Below are 20,420 nucleotides of genomic sequence, written 5' to 3' on the forward strand. Positions count from 1 at the left end.
CTCGGTTCTGGATCCGCTGACTGTTGGAGCCTGCCGATCTAGCGGCTCGCCGCAGCCGGCTCCCTCCCCCCTTCTTGTGGGGGAGGGCTGGGGAGGGGGGCAGCCCCGGGCACCGTGGGCTCGGTTCATGCCGCCCAACCGGCCGCGTAGAGAACCAACCACCACATCATCATTCCGATCGATCATGACCATCATCAAGATGTTTCATTTTCATCATGATATCGGACCTGCTATGAGGGTGCAATCGCGCCGGTGACCACAACCGGCGCGTTGTCGTCTCCGAGGAGCCCCCGATGTCCGCACCCGCCTCCACAGCCGTCCCGGGCCGCAAGCCGGTGGGCTGGCGCACGCCGCTGATCATCGTGATCGCCGGCTGCGGTGTCGGCCTCCTCGCCTTCGGGCCGCGATCGGCGCTCGGCTTCTTCCTCACGCCGATGTCGCAGGAGAACGGTTGGGGCCGCGACGTGTTCGGCCTGGCGCTCGCCATCCAGAACCTCCTGTGGGGCATCGGCCAGCCGTTCGCCGGGGCGCTCGCCGACCGCTTCGGCACCATCCGGGTGATGGCGATCGGCGCCCTCCTCTATGCCGGCGGCCTCGCCCTGATGGCGTATTCGAGCACGCCCCTGGCGCTCGACCTGACGGCCGGCGTGATGATCGGCTTCGGGCTCGCCGGCTCGTCGTTCAATCTCGTCATCGCGGCGTTCGGCAAGCTGCTGCCGGTCGAATGGCGCTCGCTGTCGTTCGGCGCCGGCACGGCGGCGGGCTCGTTCGGTCAGTTCCTGTTCTCGCCGCTCGCCGTCGGCCTGAACCAGGCGGTCGGCTGGCAGACGACGCTGATCATCTTCGGCGCCGCCATGCTGATGATCCTGCCGCTGTCGCTCGCGCTGGCGACGCCGGCGGCCGCGACGCAGCCCGTGACGGCCGGCGCGGCGGAGCCGCAGTCGTTGCGCCAGGCGCTCGTCGAGGCGCTCGGCCACCGCTCCTATGTGCTCCTGGTGCTCGGCTTCTTCACCTGCGGGTTCCAGCTCGCCTTCATCACCGTGCACATGCCGGCCTATCTGGTCGACCGCGGCCTGTCGGCGGCGGTCGGCGGCTGGACGCTCGCCATCATCGGCCTGTTCAACATCGTCGGTTCGCTCGCCTCGGGCTGGCTCGGCAACCGCTGGCCGAAGCGCTATCTGCTCGCCGCCAACTATTTCAGCCGCGCCGTGGCCATCGCGATCTTCATCTCGCTTCCCGCGAGCCCGGCAGCGACGCTCGTCTTCGGCGCCGTGATGGGCCTCTTGTGGCTGTCCACCGTGCCGCCGACCTCCGGCCTCGTGCTCCTGATGTTCGGCACCCGCTGGTTCGCGATGCTGTCGGGCTTCGTCTTCTTCAGCCACCAGGTCGGCGGCTTTCTCGGCGTCCTGATCGGCGGCATCGCGTTCGAGCGCACCGGCTCCTACGACCTCGTCTGGTGGCTGGCGATCCTGTTCGGCGTGCTGTCCGCGGTCATCAACCTGCCGATCGTCGAGAAGCCGGTCGCCCGCCTCGCCGCCGCGCGGGCATGACCGGATCGCCCGGCCGGCCCTTGTCCGGGCCGGCTCGGCCCGCTTACTGTCCCGGACCCGCGGCCGCCGGCCGGCCGCGCTGAAAAAACCGGGGGCGTCACGTGTCGAGCTTCAAGGCGATCGTCATCCGCAAGGGCGAGGCGGGACAGACCGTCGGCCTGTCCGACTTCGACGACAGCGAGCTGATGGAGGGCGACGTCACCCTCCGGGTCGAGTGGTCGACCGTCAACTACAAGGACGGCCTGGCCGTCACCGGCAAGGCGCCGGTGGTGCGGCGCCTCCCGATGATCGCCGGCATCGACGCGGTCGGCACGGTGGAGACCTCCGAGCACCCCGACTGGAAGCCGGGCGACCGGGTGGTCGTGAACGGCTGGGGCTGCGGCGAGACCCATCTCGGCTTCTATGGCGAGAAGGCGCGCGTGAAGGGCGACTGGCTGGTGCCGCTGCCGGCCGGCATCGAACCGCGCGACGCCATGGCGATCGGCACGGCCGGCTACACGGCGATGCTCGCCGTGCTGGCGCTGGAGCGCCACGGCCTGACCCCGGACCGCGGTCCCGTGGTCGTCACCGGCGCGGCCGGCGGCGTCGGCTCGGTGGCCGTGGCGATCCTGGCCAAGCTCGGCTGGCACGTCATCGCCTCGACCGGGCGCCCCGAAGAAGGCGACTACCTGAAGGAGCTCGGCGCCGCCGAGATCATCGCCCGCCAGGACCTCTCCGGACCGGCGAAGCCGCTCGCCAAGGAGCGCTGGGCCGCCGGCGTCGATTCGGTCGGCTCGACGACGCTCGCCAACGTGCTGTCGATGACCCGCTACCATGGTGCCGTCGCGGCGTGCGGGCTCGCTGGCGGCATGGACCTGCCGACCAGCGTCGCCCCGTTCATCCTGCGCGGCGTGTCCCTGCTCGGGGTCGACTCTGTGATGTGTCCGCAACACCTGCGGCGAGAAGCGTGGCGGCGCCTGGACACCGATCTCGATCGGCGCAAATTGGCCCAAATGACCGAAGAAATCGGTCTGGAGGGCGTTCTCGACGCCGGCCGGCGCATCGTCGAAGGCCGGGTCCGGGGCCGAATCGTGGTCAAGATCGGGTAAACGCGTTCAGACTTTATCGACGAACTGGCGCCATCATCGCGACCGGGCATTAACCCTAAGCCCGCGTAACGACGTTGTTCCAGTTCACTGCCGTACGGGGTCCGACATGCGCTTGCGCCACCTTCTCGTCCTGCCGGCCGCGTTCCTCGTGGCCGGCCAGACCCCGGTCGCGGCCGGCACGCTCAAGCCCGACGAAGCCCGCCGCTTCGTCGCCGGCAAGCTGTTCGCCTACACGTGCTTCGAAGGCACCCGCGGCACGGGCCGCATCCATCCGGACGGCTCTGTGGTCGGCACCCTGCAGATCAAGGGCCGCGAGCCGCGCTTCGTCGCCCTGCCGGCCGGCACCATCAAGGTGTCGTCGTCGTCGATCTGCGCCTCGGTGAAGGGGCTGATGTTCCAGCCCTGCTTCGAGGTCGACCAGACCAGCGCCCAGAGCTTCCGCGGCTCGATCTCCGGCCTCGGCTTCGCCTATTGCGACTTCGTCCGGCAGAACCCGCGCACCCGCCTCACCGGCTCTGGCGGCGCCGGCCCCGAGACGACCGGCGCGACCCGCCCGCTGCGGCCGCGCCCGCTCAACCTGCGCCCGACCACGATCGGCGGCACGGCGGCCCCGCCCCCCGTGCAGTCGGCCGTGATGAAGTCGACGGACTGAATCGTTCACCGCAAATCGCAGACACCCGATCGCATCGCCTCGGCCTCGTGTCCCGGGCGCGACGCAACGCGTCGCGACCCGGGACCCAGGGGCGATCAGGCGAGGCCCTTACCGGGACGCTCATCGTGCCGCCCCTGGGCCCCGGCTCTGCGGCGCATCGGGCTTGTGGCCCGACGCGCCTTGTCCGGGGCACGCCGAACGATACGGCCGCTGATCGCGAGCGCATTCACGCCAGCGTCAGACAGAACGGCTGCGCCGAAAGGCAGGGCTCGTGCGGGGCGATCGCCTCGACGGCGGCGATCATCCGGCCGTCGCGGCCGAGCAGACGGTCGGCGAGCGAGACGATCAGCCTGTTCGGACAGGCGGTCGGCGACGCGGTGCGCAGCGCCTGCGCAATGCCGCGCTCGTCGCGATCGGGATGGATCGTGCAGGCCGCCGTGAAGGCCGCCGCGGTCGACCGGCTGATGCCGGCGTAGCAGTGGACGACCAGCGGCGTCTCCTGGTCCCAGGCGCGCACGAAGTCGATCAGCTTCTCGACGTGATGCTCCTGCGGATGGATGCAGCCGTCGAGCGGCAGGCAGATGTCGTGAATCTCGAGATGCAGATGGTGCTCGACCTTGATGGAGGCCGGGCGCGTCACCGGCGTGCCGATGTCGATCAGGGTGACGACATGGCGGGCGCCGGTCACCTCCACGGTCGCGGCGAGCCGGTCGAGCGAGCAGACGTGGATCATGGGTCTCGGACCTCGTTCTTCGGCGCCGTTCTAGCGCCGGGATGTGGCGGCTTCGTGCAACGGGATCCGCCTCGGGACGAATAGACCACCAGCGTCGTCATGGCCGGGCTCGTCCCGGCCATCCACGGTCTTTCAGTCGCGCGGCATCGAAAACGTGGATGCCCGGCACGAGGCCGGGCATGACGGCTTCGGTGGGTGACCGCCCTACCCCGCCTCGATCTTCGAGAACCGCTCGAGAAACCGCCGCTCCGCCACGCCGGCCGGCCACGGGTGCAGAAAATCCTGCTCGATCCGGACCGGCAGGTCGGGCGGCGTGCCGAAGAACTTTTTCGCCTCCGCCACCGCGAAGCCGGCGAGGCGGGTGGCTTCGAGAAACGCGGCGCCGCGGTCGGCGTCCTTGACGATCCTCACGGTCTCGTCGGGCAGCGTCGGCGGCAGGCCGAAGCGCAGATGGATGGCGGCGAGCAGCCGGTGCTCGACCGTCTTGTAGGCGCCACCCATCACGGCCTTGAACGGTGAGATCATGTCGCCGATCACGTATTCGGGCGCGTCGTGCAGCAGCAGCGCGAGGCCGAGCCGGCGGTCGACGGCGCCGCAGCGGCGCCGCGCGATCTCCTCGACCAGGAGCGTGTGCTGGGCGACCGAGAAGATGTGGTCGCCGGCGGTCTGGCCGTTCCAACGCGCGACGCGGGCGAGCCCGTGGGCGATGTCCTCGATCTCGACGTCGAGGGGCGACGGGTCGAGCAGATCGAGCCGCCGTCCCGACAGCATGCGCTGCCAGGCGCGGGGCGCGTCGGCCTCCACGGCCGGCGCGGGCTTAGGAGCGGGCTTGGTCTTGGCCGGCATGATCAGGTCTTTTTCTTCCGCGCCGCCGGCGCGGCCATAGCGGCTTTGAGTTTCACGGCCTTCGTCTTCACGGGTTTGGTCTTGGGCGAGCGCGGCGCGCCGTCGGCGAGCACCGCGTGACGATGGCAGCCGACGAGGTGGTCGTTGACCATGCCGACCGCCTGCATGAAGGCGTAGACGATGGTCGGCCCGCAGAACTTGAAGCCGCGCGACGACAGCTCCTTCGAGATGGCGCGCGACAGCGGCGTCTCGGCCGGCACCTCGGCGCTGGTGCGGAACCGGTTGACGATCGGCGCCCCGTCGACGAAGCCCCACAGCAGCGCGGAGAAGCCCGGTCCCTTTTCCATCGCCTCGAGATAGGCACGGGCCGAGAGCGTCGCGCCTTCGATCTTGGCGCGGTTGCGCACGATGCCGGCGTCCAGCATCAGCGCCGCGTGCTTCGCCGCGTCGTAGCGAGCGATCTTGTCCGGATCGAAGCCGTCGAAGGCTTCGCGAAAATTCTCGCGCTTGCGCAGGATCGTGATCCACGACAGCCCGGCCTGGAAGCCGTCGAGCAGAAGCTTCTCGAACAGGGCGCGATCGTCCCACTCGGGCACGCCCCATTCGGTGTCGTGATAGGCGAGGTAGAGCGGATCCTGGCCCGGCCAGGTGCAGCGCTTCAGCCCGTCGGCATGCACGACCGCGGTCACGGCACGCGCCTCGTCACGACGGCACCGCCTCGCCGGGCCACGCGAAACTCGCCCAGGCGGGCTTCACCGGGGCGAGCGCGATGCCGCCGGCGACGATCGGCGTGCCGGCGGCGAGCGCGTCGCCGACCCGGTCGAGCCGCAGCAGCGCGAGGCCGCGGCCCTCGACGCCCGAACCCATGGTGCCGACCGCGATGTCGCCGGCCGTCACCGGCGCGCCGGGCGGCGGGGCGAAGCCCTCGACCGTGACCGGCACGACGCGCGAGCGCGCGGTGCCACGGTGCTGCATGCGCGACACCACCTCCTGGCCGACGTAGCAGCCCTTCTTGAAGTCGACGCCGGCGAGCTGGTCCATGTCGGTCTCGTGCGGGAAGGCGTCGCCATAGGCGAAGTCGACGCCGCCGCGCGGCACGGCGAGCGCGATGCGATGCACCTCGTAGGCCGCTGCATCGACCATCGTCGCGCCGAGCTGGCCGGCCACCGCGGCCGCCGTGCCGGCCGGCACGATGGCGCGCAGGCCGAGCCCCGGCAGGCGCGGGTCGCGCAGCACGAGGCCATCCACGGCGGCCGTGTCGAGCGAATCGACGCCGTCGCCCCACACCGCCAGCACGGCAAGCGCGGCCGAGCGGTCCTCGACCGTCACCTTGGCGCGCAGCTTGTACATTTTCAGCTTGGCCAGCAGGCCGTCGACCAGCGCGGCCGGCACGTCGAGCAGGAACCCGCCGCCGTCGGCGGCCGCGATCTCGGCGACGATGAAGTCGGCGACGATCTTGCCTTGCGGGGTGAGCAGCGCGGCGAAGCGTGGCGTCGCCGGCGACATGGTCGCGACGTTCGCGGTCACCAGGCCGTTGAGGAAATGGCGGGCGTCGTCACCGGAGACGAGGACGATGCCGCGGTCGGAAAGGGGCGCAGCCTGCATGATTATGTTCGGACCAGGGTCGATCCGAAAGGTAGGGCGGCAGGCGCGGCGGCTCAAGGCCGGATTGCAGGCAGATGGCCGGCCGTGTCTCCCGGCCGGCACGGCGCCTCCTGGCGTGGCGCCTTTCGGCGCGGCGCCTTACTGGCGCGGCGCCTTACTGGCGCGACAGCACGATGGAAAACTCGCCCGACGCGATGCGCTTCGGCAGACCCTCGGCAAAGCGGGCCGTCGCGTCCTCCCCATAGGTCGCGACCAGCTCGGTCAGGGCGCAGAACAGCGACGCCTGCGCCAGGCAGTCGCCGTCGATGCCGTCCGCCCAGGCTTCCGCCCAAGCCTCCTTGATGTGACCGAGCGCCGCCCGCTTCTGCTCCTGATCCGAATGATGATCAGAAGCCTCTTCCATGCCCATCGACATTCTCGACCACCCGGTCCCCGGCCCCAGCCGTCAACGTTTCTTAATGATGTCTTACCAGATGTCCGGCGCCCGACCAGCTGATCCTTTACGAAAGGTTAATGGGTAGGGGAGCCGCCGCGGCAGCGGGTTCCGCGACGATCGACGGCCGTCCGTCGTGCCCCCCGCAGCCACGGTGGAAACGTTTTCACCAAGTCCGGAAAGTCGACCGGGGAGGCGATTCGGGGGTGTTCGGCGGGCGCGGCGCCTGTCGCCCGGCGCTGCCGCGTCAGTTGGCGTAGCGGGCCGTCACCTCGCGGGCGATCTTGGCGCCCTCCTGGAGGTATTTCCGAATCGCCGTGTCGGCGGCCGGCGTGCAGGTGCGGTAGCTCTGCTGATAGAGCCGGTAGCCGCGGTTGAAGCTGGCTATCATCTGGGCGCGGCGGGCGCCGGTCGGCGCCTCGGCGTCGACGAGCTGCTGCATCTCGGTGCGCCACTTCTGGCCCTCGGCGGAGCCGCAGACCTCCCGCAGGTAATGGAGCGCGCCGAGGATTTCCGACAGGCGCCGCAGGTCGCCATCGAACGGAATCGCCTGCTGGGCCACGGCCGGCGCGGCCGGCAGCAGCGACAGGGCGACGAGGAGAACCTGGACGGAACGGAAAAACGTGCGGCTCATCGGGATGTTCGCGGGGATCGACGCCCCTATCTGCGACGCAATCGCGTCGGCGGCAAGGCGTCTCCTACCCGGCCCGGAGAATCGCCTGCGCCGCCGCGACGATCTCGGCCAGGCCCTCGGTCGTGTCGAGGCCCGCGACGGCGGCCGGATCGTGCCAGGCGAAGGCGGCGAGCTCGGCGTCGAGCACCGGCTCGCCGGCGATCCAGCGCGCCGCGAAGGACAAGACGACGAAGTGCCGCTCGGCCCGCCCCGCGGCGTCGCGGACGATCACCTCGCGGTGGCCGGCCAGCGCGACCGGCGCGACGTCGAGCGCGGTCTCCTCCCGCAACTCCCGCACCAAGGCCGCGTGGAGCGTCTCGCCGGCCTCGACGACGCCGCCCGGCAGCGTCCACGGCCCCGCCGACGGCGCCCGGGCGCGGCGGACGAGCAGCACCTGCCCGGCCCGGAACACTGCGGCGCTGACGGCCAGGAACGGGCGGGCGGGATAGCGCCGATCGTCGGTCACGGGCGCTCCCGCTCAGGCGCCGCGCTGGAACACGGCGTCGACCATGTCCTGGCGCGCCGTCTCGTCCGACATGGCGGCCGGCATGATGTGCTCGCCGTTAATCACCGAGCCGGCGCGGGCGACCAGCGGCTTGAGCCAGCCGGACGATTCGGTGCCGAGCCGGGCGACCGCGGTGGGCGACAGGTTCTGGCGGAGCGCGTCCAGGGTCGCCGCCAGGATCGCGTTCATGTGGTCGATCATGCCCTCCAGCTCGCGCCGCGAAATCGGCTCGGCGATCTCGTAGGCGACGCGGGCGAGGTCCTTGTCCTTGAAGTGCGACCGCTCGAAATAGGCGTCGTAGCCGCGCGGCTCCCAGCCGAGGATGTCGTCGGCGAACTCCGGACACGACTCGAGCATCTCGAGCAGCATGATCACTTCGTTGTAATGGTTGAGATAATCGGTGGCGAGGCGGGTGACCGGATTGATGTTCGCCTTCGCCAGCACGGCGGGGTTCTGGGCCTGCGCGCGCAGCTCGTCCGAGGACAGTTTTGGGTGTTGACTCATGGACCGAACGGCTTGCGCGCTTTTCAGAAAACTCTCGCGGTGCCGGGTTAAAGGCGCATTAAAGGTTGCACGTCTGAACGCCCTCGGAGAGGCAATCGACGCATGTGTGGTCGCTACGCCATCACCTCCTCGCCCGAAGCGATTAGGGCGCTATTCCGTTACGGCGAGGTGCCGAACTTCCCGCCCCGCTTCAACGTCGCACCGACCCAGCCGGTGCCGGTCGTCCGGCTCGCCGACGGCGCCCGGTCCTTCGCCCTGCTGCGCTGGGGCCTGATTCCCGCCTGGGTGAAGGACCCGCGAACCTTCTCGCTGCTGATCAACGCCCGCGGCGAATCGGTGGCCGACAAGCCGGCCTTCCGCAACGCCATGAAGCGGCGGCGCTGCCTGCTGCCGGCCGACGGCTTCTTCGAGTGGCAGGCGACCGGCGGACCGAAGCAGCCCTTCTACATCGCCCGGCGCGGCGGCGGCCCGCTCGCCTTCGCCGGGCTGTGGGAGGCCTGGATGGGACCGAACGGCGAGGAGCTGGAGACGGTATGCATCGTCACCACGCGGGCGAACCGCACGCTGGCGCCGATCCACGACCGCATGCCCGTGATCGTCGCGCCCGAGGCGTTCGACCTGTGGCTCGACCCGGGCGTCGACGCGCCGACCGCCGCCGCCCTGATCGCGCCGGCCCCGGACGGCCTGCTCGAAGCCTGGCCGGTGTCGACCGCGGTCAACCGAACGGCGAACGATTCGCCCGACCTGCTCGCACCGCTCCCCGACCGGCCGGAGCCGGAGGCCGCTCCCCCTCCCCGGCCGAAGCCGGACGCGCGACGGACAACCGCCGGCTCCGCCGCCGCGGCGCGCCGCCGACCGGCGAAGCCGGAACCGGACCGCGGGCAAGGCTCGCTGTTCTGAGTCCCGGCGGGGTTGCGACGCCGCCGGTGGCCGCCGGTTGATGCTTGGCCGCACATCGACTATCCAACCCGGCCCTTCAGCGCCCGGGCTTCCGCCTCATGTCACCATCGTCCTCGCATCCACGCGCGCCGCATGCCCCCGCGCCGAACGGCCGCGCCTGCGGGCTCGACTTCGGCACCTCGAACTCGACGCTCGGCCTCGCCACCGCCGGCGCGCCGGCGCTGCTCACCCTCGACCACGGCAGCACGACGGTGCCGAGCGCCGTGTTCTTCGGGCTCGATCACGCCCACCACACGCTGATCGGCCGCGACGCCATCGCGGCCTATGTGGACGGCGTGCAGGGCCGCTTCATGCGGTCGCTGAAGTCGATCCTCGGCACCGCCCTGGTCGACGAGAAGACCCAGCTGGCGCGCCGCCGCGTCGCCTTCCGCGACATCGTTCGCACCTATGTGGAGGCGCTGAAGCATCGCGCCGAGGCGCAGTGCGGCGCCCCGCTCGACCGCGTCGTGCACGGCCGCCCGGTCCATTTCGTCGACGGCGACGAGGCCGCCGACCGCCAGGCCGAGGCGACGCTCGCCGACATCGCGCGGGCGGCGGGCTTTTCCGAGGTGTCGTTCCAGTACGAGCCGGTGGCGGCGGCGTTCGACTACGAACGCGCCATCACGGCCGAGACCTTGGCGCTGGTCGCCGACATCGGCGGCGGCACCTCGGACTTTTCCGTCGTGCGGCTCGGGCCGCAGCGGCGCGGCCGTGACGACCGCAAGGGCGACATTCTCGCGAGCGGCGGCACCAGGCTCGGCGGCACCGACTACGATCGCGCCTTGTCGCTCGCCGCCGTCATGCCGGCGCTCGGCTTTCGCTCCCTGATGACGCGCGGCGATGTCGAGGTGCCGTCCGGCCCCTATTTCGACCTCTCCACCTGGGCGACCGTCAACCGGCTCTACGACAAGGCGGTGCTGCCCGAGCTCAAGCTCGTGCGCCGCGAGGCGCGGGCGCCGAAGCTGCTCGCCCGGTTGATCCATCTGATCGAGATGCGGCGCGGCCATTCGGTGCTGATCGAGGTCGAGCGCGCCAAGATCGCACTCAGCGACGCGGAGACGACGACGGTTCCGCTCGACTGGGTGGAACACGGCCTCGCCGCGCCGGCGACCCGGACGCAGTTCGACGAGGCGACCGCACCGCTCGCCGAGCGCCTGCGCACCACCGCCACCGCGACCATCGCGGCCGCCGGCCTGACGCCGGCCAAAATCGACGCGGTGTTCTTCACCGGCGGCGGCAGCCTGGTGCCGAGCGTGCGCGGCGCGGTGCGGTCCGTGCTGCCCGACGCCGCCGTGGTCGACGGCGACCGCTTCGGCGCCGTCGGCCTCGGCCTGACCATCGAGGCCCAGCGCCGCTACGGGTGAGCGGCCGGGCTTGACGCCGGCTGGCGATGTCTACATTTAGACATCATGACCAAGCCTGTTCAAACGCCGACACCCCTGCCCGACTCCGGCCCGACCGAAGCGGTCGAGGGGGATGCGCTGCGCGACCCGGAGACCCGGCGCCGTCTATCCGGTCCGGCCGTACGGCTGTTCATGAGCCTCGCCGATCGCTGGGGTCTGTCGGTCGACCAGCGCCGCGCCCTGCTCGGCGACATCTCGCGGCCGACGTATCACAACTGGCAGAACGGCAAGGTCGGGACGCTGGGGCGCGATCAGCTCGAGCGGATCTCGCTGGCGCTCGGCATCCACAAGGGACTGACACTGCTGTTCGCCGACGAGGCCAGCGCGCGTCGCTGGTTCGAGAGCCCCAGCCGGGACCTGCCGTTCGGCGGACTGTCGCCGCTCGGGCGCATGCTGCGCGGCGGGATCGACGACCTGTTCGCGGTGCGCCGCTACGTCGACGCTTGGCGCGGCATGAAATGAGCGCCGCCCGGAGCGCCCCCGGGGATGCGCGGGTGCGTGCCACGACGCACCGCCTGATCGCGAGCCGCTATCCGCCGGTCGGCGTGTTCGACGATCTCGCGACCGACCCGCAGGACCTCGCCGCCGCCTATCTGCTGGAGCAGCTCACCAACGATCGCCTCTCGCCGGTGACGCGACGCCTGCCGCTTCTGCCGCCGGACGAAATCGTGCAGGGACCGGGCGCGACCCTGGTGATGGCGGCATTCCTGCACGCGGACCCGGCCGGCGGTCGCTTCACCGACGGCCGGCTCGGCGCCTGGTACGCGGCGCTCGACCGCGACACCGCCATCGCCGAAACCGTGCATCACGCGACCCGGCGGCTGCGCCTCTCGGACGGCGCTTTCCCGAGCAGCATCCAGATGCGCGCTCTGACGGCCGGGATCGACTGCCGTCTCGTCGACCTGCGCGGCGCCGGCGAGAGCCGGCCCGAGCTCTACGACCCGGTCGACTACACGGCCTCGCGAACCTTCGGGACGACGCTACGCTGGCCGGCGAACGGCGCCGGAGCGAACGGCATCGTCTACGACAGCGTCCGGACGCCGGGCGGCACCAATGTGTGCGTGTTCCGTCCGTCGCTCGTCCGACTGCCCGTGCTGCAGGGCGACCATCTCGAATATCGCTGGGACCGGACCGGCGCCGTCACGGTGCTGAAGCTCGGCCACGTCACGCCGCAACCGCGCTGACCGGCGGCGCCGGCGAATGCGTCCCGGACGCCGGCATGCTCGCGTCCAGACTGCCGGCGAACAAAGACCGGCCGCATCGGCGCCCTAGGATCGGCCTTGATCACATGGACCTTTGCGCCGGGAGCCCCATGACGCGCGCGCTCTATTTCGGCCTCGGCTGCCTGATGCTGGCGCTCGGCGCGATCGGCGCCGTGCTGCCGCTGATGCCGACCACCATCTTCCTGATCGCGGCCGCCTGGTGCTTCGCCCGCTCGTCGCCGCGCCTCGAAGCCTGGCTGTTCGAGCACCCGCGCTTCGGCCCGTCGCTACGGGCCTGGCGCGACCAGCGGGCGATCTCGCGCGCCTCGAAGCTCCTCGCCTGCACCGGCATGGCGCTGGGCTTCGTGATCTTCTGGACGACGACGTCGCCCGGCCCGCTCCTCGCGACCGTCGTCGCCGCGTCCCTCGTCGCTTGCGCCACCTATGTGGCGACCCGTGCCGAGCCGAAGGCGCCGACGCGAGGCTGAACCGAGCGCAGCCCTGCGGACCCGGAACCCCGTCGCGCGGGACCGGTTGAACCGTGAATGCGGACTGGCCGGAGGTCGGTCGCCCCCCACCCGACACCCTCCGGAGGACCCGTGACGACGGACGAGCTGCAGCGCGACGATGTCGACGAGGACCTGCGGCGCCAGGACGAGCATCATCGCGCCGTCTATCCGCCGCTCGACACGCTCAAGCCCGTCGCGCCGGACGTCTGGATCGTCGACAGCGGCCCCCTGCACGCCTTCGGGCTCGCCCTGCCGGTGCGGATGACCGTGATCCGCCTGTCCGACGGCGGCATGTGGCTGCATTCGCCGACCCGCCACGTCCTCGGGCTGCGCCACGACATCGAGCGGATCGGCCCGATCCGGCATCTCGTGGCGCCCAATGTCGCGCACTGGTCGTTCGTGAAGGGGTGGAGCGCCGCCTGCCCTCTCGCGGCCATCTGGGCGGCGCCGGGGCTGCGCGACCGAAGCCCGGTGAAGGCGTCGGGCCTGCGGATCGATCACGATCTCGGCCCCGCGTCACCCCCGGCCTGGGCGGGCGAGATCGAGCAGCGCATCGTGCCGGCCGGGTTCGGGGTCAGCGAGGTGGCGTTCTTCCACGCACCGAGTCGCACCCTGGTGCTCACCGATCTCGTCGAGAACCTCGAGCCCGACAAGATCGGCCCGATCGCGCGGCCGCTGCTGCGGGCCGCCGGCGCCGTGGCGCCGGACGGCATGGCACCGGCGCATCTGCGCTTCGTCGTCAACCGCAGGCGCAGCGAGGCCCGCGCCGTCGTCGCCGAGATCGTCGGCTGGAATCCGGTCCGGGTGATCTTCGCGCACGGGCGCTGGTTCGAGCACGACGGCGCGGCGCGACTGCGCCGGTCGCTGCGCTGGCTGCTCGACTGAGCGAGACGACGCCCGGCGGCGCCGCGCCCGGCCGCCTCACATGCCGGCGTCGAGCGGCTTGTCGACCGCGCCGCCGGCGGCGACCCAGTCCTTGAAGGCGCCGAGGTTGAACACCTTGTCGTAGCCGAAGTCCTTGAGGACTTTTCCGGCCAGCGCCGAGCGACCGCCCGAGGCGCAGTAGAGGACGACCGGCCTCGCCTTGTCGAACGCCTTGTCGTGATAGGGCGACTCGGGATCGGCGCGGAACTCCAGCATGCCGCGCGAGACATGCACGGCGCCCGGCACCTTGCCGCTCGCGGCGAGCTCCGGCGCATCGCGCACGTCGACAACCAGGACGCCGCCCTCCGCCATCATCCGCTTGGCCTCGTCGGGCGTGATCTTCGGCACCACGGCATTCGCCGCCGCCAGCATCTCCTTGACGCTTCCGGCCATTCTCGAACCTCGCTCCTCGGGTGGGGACATATTCGGTTCGATCTAACTCTCCCGGACCCGATCCGCAATGCCGTGCCGGCCGCCCACCTCTCGCCGCACCCGGCCGCCGTAGCCACATCGCGGTCACGCCAGAGAGTCGAAATAGAGTCTTTTCCGTACAGGATTGCTCGGGTTAACGTTTCGGTCATGGCCACCGAGAAAGCCGAGACCGACCGCATCCCGATCACCCTGTCGCTGGCGACCATCGGCTACCTGGAGCGCCTGGTCCGGCAGGGAACCCACGGCACCAGCGTGCCGGGGGTCGCGCGTACGTTGATCGAGGAAGGCATCCGCAACGCCATCAAGGACGGCCTGCTGGCGATCCGCGATAATTCTCGCAACAACAACCACCACGACTGAGCGTCCGACACCCGACGCGGCGCCCCTGTGTCGGAATACCAGCCGAGCGCGCGCAGCATGGAACGTCCCGCCCCAGGGCGATGTTACATGTTCGCCTGCGCCGGCCTGCGGATCGCTCCCCTGCGGATCGCTCCGCGGAGACCCGGGACCCCCGCGACCCATGGCCATGGCTGCCACCGGCGACCACCGCCCTGTCGCGACGCGCTACAGGAGCGGAGCCATGACCGATCGACGACACGGGCCACCCGGCGAACGGCACGGCCCCAGAGCCGCCCTCGGCGCCGCCGACCGCACCCTCATCCGCGCCGCGGCGATCGATCTGATGCTGCACCTCGCCCGCACCCTGCCGCCGCCACCGCCGCGGCCGCGACCGCGTGGCAAGCCCGGCGCCGGCCAGACCTGACCGGCCCCGATCTCCGGCAGCCTCGGGGCTCCGGTCAGCCGGCCGCCGCCTCGGCGAGCGCCGCGGCAAATTCCTCGGCGAGAATGTCCAGTTCCTCCGGACGGCCGCAGCCGATCCTGATGCAGCGGTCGAGCGGCGCGACGCCCGGCATGCGCACGAACACGTCGCGCGCGACCAGCGCCTGCAGGACGCGGCGCGCATAGGCGCCGTCGCGGCCACAGTCGACGGCGCCGAAGTTGGTCGCCGACGGTAGCGTCACGAGCCCGTTCGCCTGGGCAATCGCGCCGATTCGCGTCCGCGCCTTCACCACCTCGCGCCGCACCCGCACGACGTGGTCCGAATCCCTTATCGCCGCCAGCGCCCCGGCCTGGCTGATCCGGCTGATACCGAAATGGTTGCGCACCTTGTCGAAGCTGCGGATCAGCGGGGCGGCCCCGATGGCGTAGCCGACCCGGATGCCGGCGAGGCCGTGCACCTTGGAGAAGGTGCGCAGGCGCAGGACCCGCGGGTCGGACGGATCGAGGTCGGGCGCGACGCCGTCAGGAGCGAACTCCGCGTAGGCCTCGTCGAGCAGCAAGAGCGTGCCGTCCGGCACCGCGTCGACCATGCGGACGATGTCGGCGGCCGGCCACCAGGTGCCCATCGGATTGTCGGGATTGGCGATGTAGACGAGCGAGGCGCTCTCGTGCCGCGCCGCGGCGATCAGCGCTTCCGGATCCTCGCGGTCGTCGCGATACGGCACCGTGACGAGCCGCCCGCCGAACCCAGCCACATGGAAGTTGAAGGTCGGGTAGGCGCCGAGCGACGAGACGACCGGCTGGCCCGGCCCGATCAGCATGCGCACGACGAGACCGAGGATGCCGTCGATCCCCTCGCCGACGAAGACGTGCTCGGGCGCGACGCCGTGCGCGGCCGCGATCGCGTGCCGCAGGTCGTGGTTCTCGGGGTCGCAGTATTTCCACGCCTCCGCGGCCGCGGCCCGCATGGCGGCGACGGCGTCCGGCGACGGCCCGAAGGCGTTCTCGTTCGCCCCGATGCGGGCGCGGAAGGTTCTTCCGCGGGCGCGCTCCTGGGTCTCCGGGCCGACGAACGGCACGGTGGCGGGCAGGCTGTCGACGAGATCGGTGAAGCGGGCGGCGGTGAACGGAGCGGGCATGGTTTCGGCTATGGCGAGCGGCGGGGGCGTCGTTGTGTGCCGCCGTCGCGGAGCGGTGGCAATCACTTTGTACGACGGCGAAGCAGCCGTCATTCCGGGGGGCGCTGAAAGCGCAAACCCGGGATCCAGCCCGGAGCATCGACATTGTCGCTGGATTCCGGGTTCGCGGCTTCGCCGCGCCCCGGAATGACGGCGCGTCATTCGAGGCTCACCGGCAGCACGGTCTCGCCGCGCGCCTTGAGCACCCGGACGAAGCTGCGCACCACCGCGGCATTGCCGCTGCGCCGCGAGGCGGCGGCGAGCTCGGCGAACACCTCGCAATCGGCGAGCGGACGGTAGACCACGTCGGGCAGCCGCACGCGCTGCAGCGACGACGGCACGGCCGCCACGGCGAGCCCGACGCCGACGAGATTCAGCACCGAGATGAAGTCGAGCACGTGATGGGCGATGCGGGGCGCGAAGCCGCCCGCCTTGCCGATCGCCATCGTGTGCCCGACGAAGCTGCCGCGCTCGTCCGCCTGCGGCACGGCGAAGGCCTCGCCGGCGAGCCGCGCCGCCGGGATCGCGCCGGGCAGTGCGGCGAGCGGGTGGTCGGCGCGCAGCGCGACGAGGACCGGCTCGCGCAGCTGCGGCAGCACCGCGAGGCTCGCCGGATAGTCGGGCCGTGGCCGCAGGAAGCCGACGTCGATGCGGCCTTCGGCGAGGGCCTCGAGCTGCCGCCAGCTCTCCATCTCGGTGAGCGAGACGGTGACGCCCGGCCGCTCGCGGCGGAAGTCGAACACGGCGGACGGCAACAGGCCCGACCAGGTGGCGGAGGCGACGTAGCCGATCTCCAGGCGGCCGCGCTCGCCGCGTCCCGCCTGGCGGACGACGAGCTCGGCCCGCTCGAACTGCGCAAGCGCCGCGCGCGCCTCGTCGAGGAACAGCGCCCCGGCCGGCGTGAGGCGGATCGGCGCCCGCTTGTGGCGCTCGATCAGCCGCACGGAGAGCTCCGCCTCGAGCCCGGCGATCTGCCGGCTGACCACCGACTGCGCGAGCCGCAGCCGCTCGGCGGCCCGGCCGAAATGCAGGTTGTCGGCGACCTCGACGAAGCAGCGGACGGATTTGAGATCCATGAGGTCCCCACGGTCGGCGACGAGGCGCGGCGAAGCCGCCGTTTCCGCTCGTCCCCGCGAAGGCGGGGACCCAGGGGCGGCACGGCAAGAAACCCTGGATCCCCGCTTTCGCGGGGATGAGCGGAGCATGGAGGCTGGGCCGCGCAGGCGCCGCTCCTCCTCCTTTTAATCCATTTCTGCGATTATAAAAGTGCAACCAAGCATTGGACCCGCCGCCGGCTCCGGGCGCATGGTGCATCGCACCATCGTACCGGCGACGCGCGAACAGCGCGCGCCGCAACCCCCGCAAGCGTCGCCAGAAAAATGCTCTCCCTCTCCGTCGCCCAGATCGCCGCCCTCGTCGGCACCCTCGCGGTCGTCGTCGTCCTCGGCGCCTGGTCGTCGCGGAACGTGCGCTCGGCGCAGGCCTACAGCCTGAACGGCCGCTCGGCCGGCGCGACCCTGATCGCCGGCAGCATCTCGGGAACGGCGATCGGCGGCGCCTCGACGGTCGGCACCGCCCAGATGGCGGCGGCGGTCGGGCTGTCGGGCTGGTGGTTCACGCTCGGCACCGGCATCGCGCTCCTGGTGCTCGCCGTCTTCTACGCCCGTCCGCTGCGCCGGAGCGGGCTCGAGACCATCCCGCAATATCTGACGATCCCCTACGGCCGCTCGGCCGGCCCGCTGACGAGCCTCGTCTCGTCGCTCGGCATCCTGTTCAGCGCGGTGGCGAGCGCGCTCGCCGGCATCCATCTGATGGTCGCGATGTTCGGTCTGTCGGCCTGGATGTCGGCATCGATGCTGGTGCTGCTCGTCGCCGCCTACGGGATGTTCGGCGGCCTGAAGGGCGCCGGCGTCGCCGGCATCGTCAAAATGGGCGTGCTGTGGCTGTCGCTGATGATTGCCGGGGGCTACGCGACGGTGTCGCTCTGGCAGATGCCCGACTTCGACGCCGTGTTCCCGGCCGTCCCGTGGTTCAGCCTGTGGGGCCGCGGCACCGGCGAGACGCTGTACAACCTGATGTCGCTGATCATCGGCGTGGTCTGCACGCAGACCTACGTGCAGGCCATCTACGCGGCCTCCGACACGCGGGTCGCCGCGGTCGGCGCGGCGACGGCGGCGCTGATCACCATCCCGATCGGCCTGCCCTCGATCGCGATCGGCATGCTGATGCACGCCAGGCATCCGGAGCTCGCGCCGGTGCTCGCCCTGCCCGTCTATCTGATCCGCTACGTGCCGGGCTGGATCGGCGGGATCGGGCTCGCCGGGATTCTGATCTCGGTGGTCGGCTCGATCGCCGGCCTCGCGCTCGGCATCGGCACCATGATGGCCAACGACATCGGCCGCGGCCTTCTCGGCCTGCGCGACGACGCGACCATCCTGACCATCAATCGCGCCTGCGTGCTGGGCGTCACCGTGCTGTCGATGCTGATCGCGCTGTCGGCGCTCGACTCCTATGTGCTCGACTGGAACTACATGTCGATGGCGCTGCGCGGCGCCGCCGTCTTCCTGCCGCTGTCGCTCGCCGTGTTCTGCCCCGGCCGGCTGCCGGCCCGATGGGCCATCGCCTCGATCGTCGGCAGCACGGCCGCGGCCGTGCTGGTCCGCCTCGTGCTGCCGCTGCCGATCAACCCGCTGATGACCGGCCTCGCGGTGAGCGCCGGCGTGGTCGGGCTCGGCGTCCTGCGCGCCGCCGCGACCAACCGTCGCGACACCCCCTCGGCCTGATCACGCGTCGCCCGGCCGACCTTTCGCACTGCGGCGAAACTGAAGGAAAAGCAGGCAACGATCCGCCGGTGCGCGCAGCGAAAAAGCGCGACGCTGCGGTGCGGTCTCGCCTTTTTGCCGGTCGACACGTCCAAACAATATGCAAGAATGCCGCGGCGCTGCCTGCGTTTCGACCTTGCGCGGGAACGAGGAGTTGATACCGTTAGTGTGCTAACGAATTCGCGGTCCTCGCGGACGACGAGCCAGGCCGACGGCGCACTCTCCCCCGACGCATCCGCGTCGGCGCCGACGACCCGTCGCCCGGGCCGTCGGAGCCGGTCGAGTCGAGCGAAGAGAGGGATCATCGCCGTGTCGAAAACCGTATCGCGCCGTCACGTCCTGGCCGCCGCCTTCGTGCTGGCGATGCCCGGACAGCTCCTCGCCGCCGACATCAAGATCGGCGAGATCAACAGCTATTCCGGCCTGCCCGCCTTCACCGAGCCCTACCGCAAGGGCTGGCAGCTCGCCGTCGAGGAGATCAACGCGAAGGGCGGCATCAACGGCAACAAGCTCGTCGTGATCTCCAAGGACGACGCCGGCAAGCCCGCCGACGCCGTGACGGCGGCCAACGAGCTGGTCTCCAAGGAAGGCGTGGTGATGCTCACCGGCGCCTTCTTCTCGCATATCGGCCTCGCCATCGCCGACTTCGCGGCGCAGAAGAAGATCTACTATCTCGCCGGCGAGCCGCTCACCGACGCGATCGTCTGGTCGAAGGGCAATCCCTACACGTTCCGCCTGCGGCCCTCGAACTACATGCAGGCCGCCATGCTGGCCGAGGAGGCCGCCAAGCTGCCGGCCAAGAAGTGGGCCACGGTGGCGCCGAACTACGAGTACGGCCAGTCGGCCGTCGCGGTGTTCAAGAAGCTCCTGTCGGAGAAGCGCCCGGACATCGAGTGGGTCGGCGAGCAGTGGCCGCCGCAGGGCAAGATCGACGCCGGTGCCGTCGTGGAGGCCCTCGCCGCGACCAAGCCGGAGGCGATCCTCAACGTCACGTTCGGTCCCGACCTCGTGAAGTTCGTGCGCGAGGGCAACACCCGCGGCCTGTTCCAGGGCAAGACCGTGGTGTCGTTCCTGACCGGCGAGCCCGAATACATCGACCCGCTGAAAACCGAGACGCCCGAGGGCTGGCTCGTCACCGGCTATCCCTGGTACGGCGTCGAGACGCCGGAGCACCAGGCGTTCCTCAAGGCCTATCAGGCGAAGTACAACGACTATCCGCGCCTCGGCTCGGTCGTCGGCTACGCCCTGATGTACTCGGCGGCCGAGGTGCTGAAGAAGGCGAACTCGACCGAGACTGACAAGCTGATCGCCGCCACCAAGGGCCTCGAGGTCGGCACGCCGTTCGGCAAGGTCAAGTTCCGCGACATCGACCACCAGTCGACGCTCGGCGCCTTCGTCGGCAAGACCGCCGTCAAGGACGGCAAGGGCATCATGGTCGACTACAGCTATCGCGACGGCGCCAAGTATCTGCCGAGCGACGACGAGGTGAAGAAGCTGCGCCCGCAGAACTGAGCGGACCGTCCCTCGCGGACGACCCTGTCGGGAGCGCGCCGACCCGCGCTCCCGACGGTGAGATGGACGTCGGCGCCCGTTCCTGCCGCCGTGTCCCCTCGCCCGGAGCTCGTGCCATGCGCGCGTGCCA

The 20,420-nt window shown here is 70.9% G+C and carries 24 protein-coding genes; 13 read left to right on the forward strand and 11 right to left on the reverse strand.

Annotated features, from left to right (window positions below):
• The first annotated feature begins 293 nt into the window (after positions 1–293).
• From CCR97_RS16700 to CCR97_RS16710, 3 genes are all read left to right on the forward strand, one after another.
• Complete coding sequence (locus CCR97_RS16700) at positions 294–1,550, forward strand: MFS transporter (RefSeq protein ID WP_111359069.1); 1,257 nt, start codon at positions 294–296, stop codon at positions 1,548–1,550.
• A 101-nt stretch (positions 1,551–1,651) separates the two neighbouring features.
• Positions 1,652–2,638, forward strand: coding sequence for an acrylyl-CoA reductase (NADPH) (gene acuI / locus CCR97_RS16705; protein ID WP_111359068.1), 987 nt, complete (start codon positions 1,652–1,654; stop codon positions 2,636–2,638).
• Between the two features lie 112 nt (positions 2,639–2,750).
• On the forward strand, positions 2,751–3,290 hold the full coding sequence (locus CCR97_RS16710; protein WP_201159678.1) for a hypothetical protein: 540 nt from the start codon (positions 2,751–2,753) through the stop codon (positions 3,288–3,290).
• A gap of 226 nt (positions 3,291–3,516) precedes the next feature.
• Here CCR97_RS16710 and CCR97_RS16715 read toward each other — a convergent pair whose 3' ends face one another.
• The 8 genes from CCR97_RS16715 to CCR97_RS16750 form a co-directional block, all read right to left on the reverse strand.
• A complete protein-coding gene (locus CCR97_RS16715; protein ID WP_111360473.1) occupies positions 3,517–4,023 on the reverse strand; it encodes a tyrosine phosphatase family protein in 507 nt (168 codons plus the stop codon).
• 204 nt (positions 4,024–4,227) lie between these two features.
• Entirely contained in the window at positions 4,228–4,869 is a 642-nt protein-coding gene (locus CCR97_RS16720; RefSeq protein WP_111360474.1) for a YfbR-like 5'-deoxynucleotidase, read from the reverse strand.
• Positions 4,870–4,871: 2 nt separating this feature from the next.
• Positions 4,872–5,558 (reverse strand): DNA-3-methyladenine glycosylase I, encoded by a 687-nt coding sequence (locus tag CCR97_RS16725; RefSeq protein ID WP_111360475.1) that lies wholly within the window; start codon positions 5,556–5,558, stop codon positions 4,872–4,874.
• 13 nt (positions 5,559–5,571) lie between these two features.
• Positions 5,572–6,474 (reverse strand): CAF17-like 4Fe-4S cluster assembly/insertion protein YgfZ, encoded by a 903-nt coding sequence (ygfZ, locus tag CCR97_RS16730; RefSeq protein WP_201159679.1) that lies wholly within the window; start codon positions 6,472–6,474, stop codon positions 5,572–5,574.
• A 154-nt stretch (positions 6,475–6,628) separates the two neighbouring features.
• Positions 6,629–6,883, reverse strand: coding sequence for a hypothetical protein (locus CCR97_RS16735; protein WP_244670501.1), 255 nt, complete (start codon positions 6,881–6,883; stop codon positions 6,629–6,631).
• A 271-nt stretch (positions 6,884–7,154) separates the two neighbouring features.
• Positions 7,155–7,541 carry a TIGR02301 family protein gene (locus CCR97_RS16740; protein WP_111357669.1) on the reverse strand — a complete coding sequence of 129 codons (387 nt, stop codon included), beginning with the start codon at positions 7,539–7,541 and terminating at the stop codon, positions 7,155–7,157.
• 64 nt (positions 7,542–7,605) lie between these two features.
• Complete coding sequence (locus tag CCR97_RS16745; protein ID WP_111357668.1) at positions 7,606–8,046, reverse strand: NUDIX hydrolase; 441 nt, start codon at positions 8,044–8,046, stop codon at positions 7,606–7,608.
• 12 nt (positions 8,047–8,058) lie between these two features.
• Positions 8,059–8,589, reverse strand: a complete 531-nt coding sequence (locus tag CCR97_RS16750; RefSeq protein WP_201159680.1) for a hypothetical protein — start codon at positions 8,587–8,589, stop codon at positions 8,059–8,061.
• A 102-nt stretch (positions 8,590–8,691) separates the two neighbouring features.
• Between CCR97_RS16750 and CCR97_RS16755 the strand changes: the two genes are divergently transcribed.
• The 6 genes from CCR97_RS16755 (at position 8,692) to CCR97_RS16780 (ending at position 13,527) form a co-directional block, all read left to right on the forward strand.
• Complete coding sequence (locus tag CCR97_RS16755) at positions 8,692–9,489, forward strand: SOS response-associated peptidase (protein WP_111357667.1); 798 nt, start codon at positions 8,692–8,694, stop codon at positions 9,487–9,489.
• A gap of 98 nt (positions 9,490–9,587) precedes the next feature.
• Entirely contained in the window at positions 9,588–10,892 is a 1,305-nt protein-coding gene (locus CCR97_RS16760; protein WP_111357666.1) for an Hsp70 family protein, read from the forward strand.
• Between the two features lie 45 nt (positions 10,893–10,937).
• Complete coding sequence (locus CCR97_RS16765; protein ID WP_111357665.1) at positions 10,938–11,393, forward strand: MbcA/ParS/Xre antitoxin family protein; 456 nt, start codon at positions 10,938–10,940, stop codon at positions 11,391–11,393.
• A gap of 32 nt (positions 11,394–11,425) precedes the next feature.
• A complete protein-coding gene (locus tag CCR97_RS16770; RefSeq protein ID WP_170145864.1) occupies positions 11,426–12,115 on the forward strand; it encodes an RES family NAD+ phosphorylase in 690 nt (229 codons plus the stop codon).
• A 128-nt stretch (positions 12,116–12,243) separates the two neighbouring features.
• The gene (locus CCR97_RS16775; protein ID WP_111357663.1) at positions 12,244–12,621 is read left to right on the forward strand and encodes a YbaN family protein; all 378 of its coding nucleotides are present in this window, start codon (positions 12,244–12,246) and stop codon (positions 12,619–12,621) included.
• Between the two features lie 153 nt (positions 12,622–12,774).
• Positions 12,775–13,527, forward strand: coding sequence for a DUF4336 domain-containing protein (locus CCR97_RS16780; RefSeq protein WP_244670503.1), 753 nt, complete (start codon positions 12,775–12,777; stop codon positions 13,525–13,527).
• 36 nt (positions 13,528–13,563) lie between these two features.
• On the opposite strand, the gene CCR97_RS16785 is transcribed toward CCR97_RS16780, so the two are convergent.
• Positions 13,564–13,959 carry a rhodanese-like domain-containing protein gene (locus tag CCR97_RS16785; RefSeq protein ID WP_111357661.1) on the reverse strand — a complete coding sequence of 132 codons (396 nt, stop codon included), beginning with the start codon at positions 13,957–13,959 and terminating at the stop codon, positions 13,564–13,566.
• A 186-nt stretch (positions 13,960–14,145) separates the two neighbouring features.
• Here CCR97_RS16785 and CCR97_RS16790 point away from each other — a divergent pair, with 186 nt between their 5' ends.
• Positions 14,146–14,358 carry a hypothetical protein gene (locus tag CCR97_RS16790; protein ID WP_111357660.1) on the forward strand — a complete coding sequence of 71 codons (213 nt, stop codon included), beginning with the start codon at positions 14,146–14,148 and terminating at the stop codon, positions 14,356–14,358.
• A gap of 220 nt (positions 14,359–14,578) precedes the next feature.
• On the forward strand, positions 14,579–14,761 hold the full coding sequence (locus tag CCR97_RS16795; protein ID WP_111357659.1) for a hypothetical protein: 183 nt from the start codon (positions 14,579–14,581) through the stop codon (positions 14,759–14,761).
• A gap of 34 nt (positions 14,762–14,795) precedes the next feature.
• Here CCR97_RS16795 and CCR97_RS16800 read toward each other — a convergent pair whose 3' ends face one another.
• Both CCR97_RS16800 and CCR97_RS16805 read right to left on the reverse strand, forming a co-directional pair.
• Entirely contained in the window at positions 14,796–15,917 is a 1,122-nt protein-coding gene (locus CCR97_RS16800) for a pyridoxal phosphate-dependent aminotransferase (protein ID WP_111357658.1), read from the reverse strand.
• Between the two features lie 197 nt (positions 15,918–16,114).
• Positions 16,115–17,032 carry a LysR family transcriptional regulator gene (locus tag CCR97_RS16805; protein ID WP_111357657.1) on the reverse strand — a complete coding sequence of 306 codons (918 nt, stop codon included), beginning with the start codon at positions 17,030–17,032 and terminating at the stop codon, positions 16,115–16,117.
• A gap of 303 nt (positions 17,033–17,335) precedes the next feature.
• Here CCR97_RS16805 and CCR97_RS16810 point away from each other — a divergent pair, with 303 nt between their 5' ends.
• The gene (locus tag CCR97_RS16810) at positions 17,336–18,739 is read left to right on the forward strand and encodes a sodium:solute symporter family protein (protein ID WP_201159681.1); all 1,404 of its coding nucleotides are present in this window, start codon (positions 17,336–17,338) and stop codon (positions 18,737–18,739) included.
• A gap of 402 nt (positions 18,740–19,141) precedes the next feature.
• The gene (locus CCR97_RS16815; RefSeq protein WP_201159684.1) at positions 19,142–20,290 is read left to right on the forward strand and encodes an ABC transporter substrate-binding protein; all 1,149 of its coding nucleotides are present in this window, start codon (positions 19,142–19,144) and stop codon (positions 20,288–20,290) included.
• Positions 20,291–20,420: the final 130 nt, after the last annotated feature.

It is taken from the genome of Rhodoplanes elegans, assembly GCF_016653355.1.
GTDB classification, from domain to species: domain Bacteria; phylum Pseudomonadota; class Alphaproteobacteria; order Rhizobiales; family Xanthobacteraceae; genus Rhodoplanes; species Rhodoplanes elegans.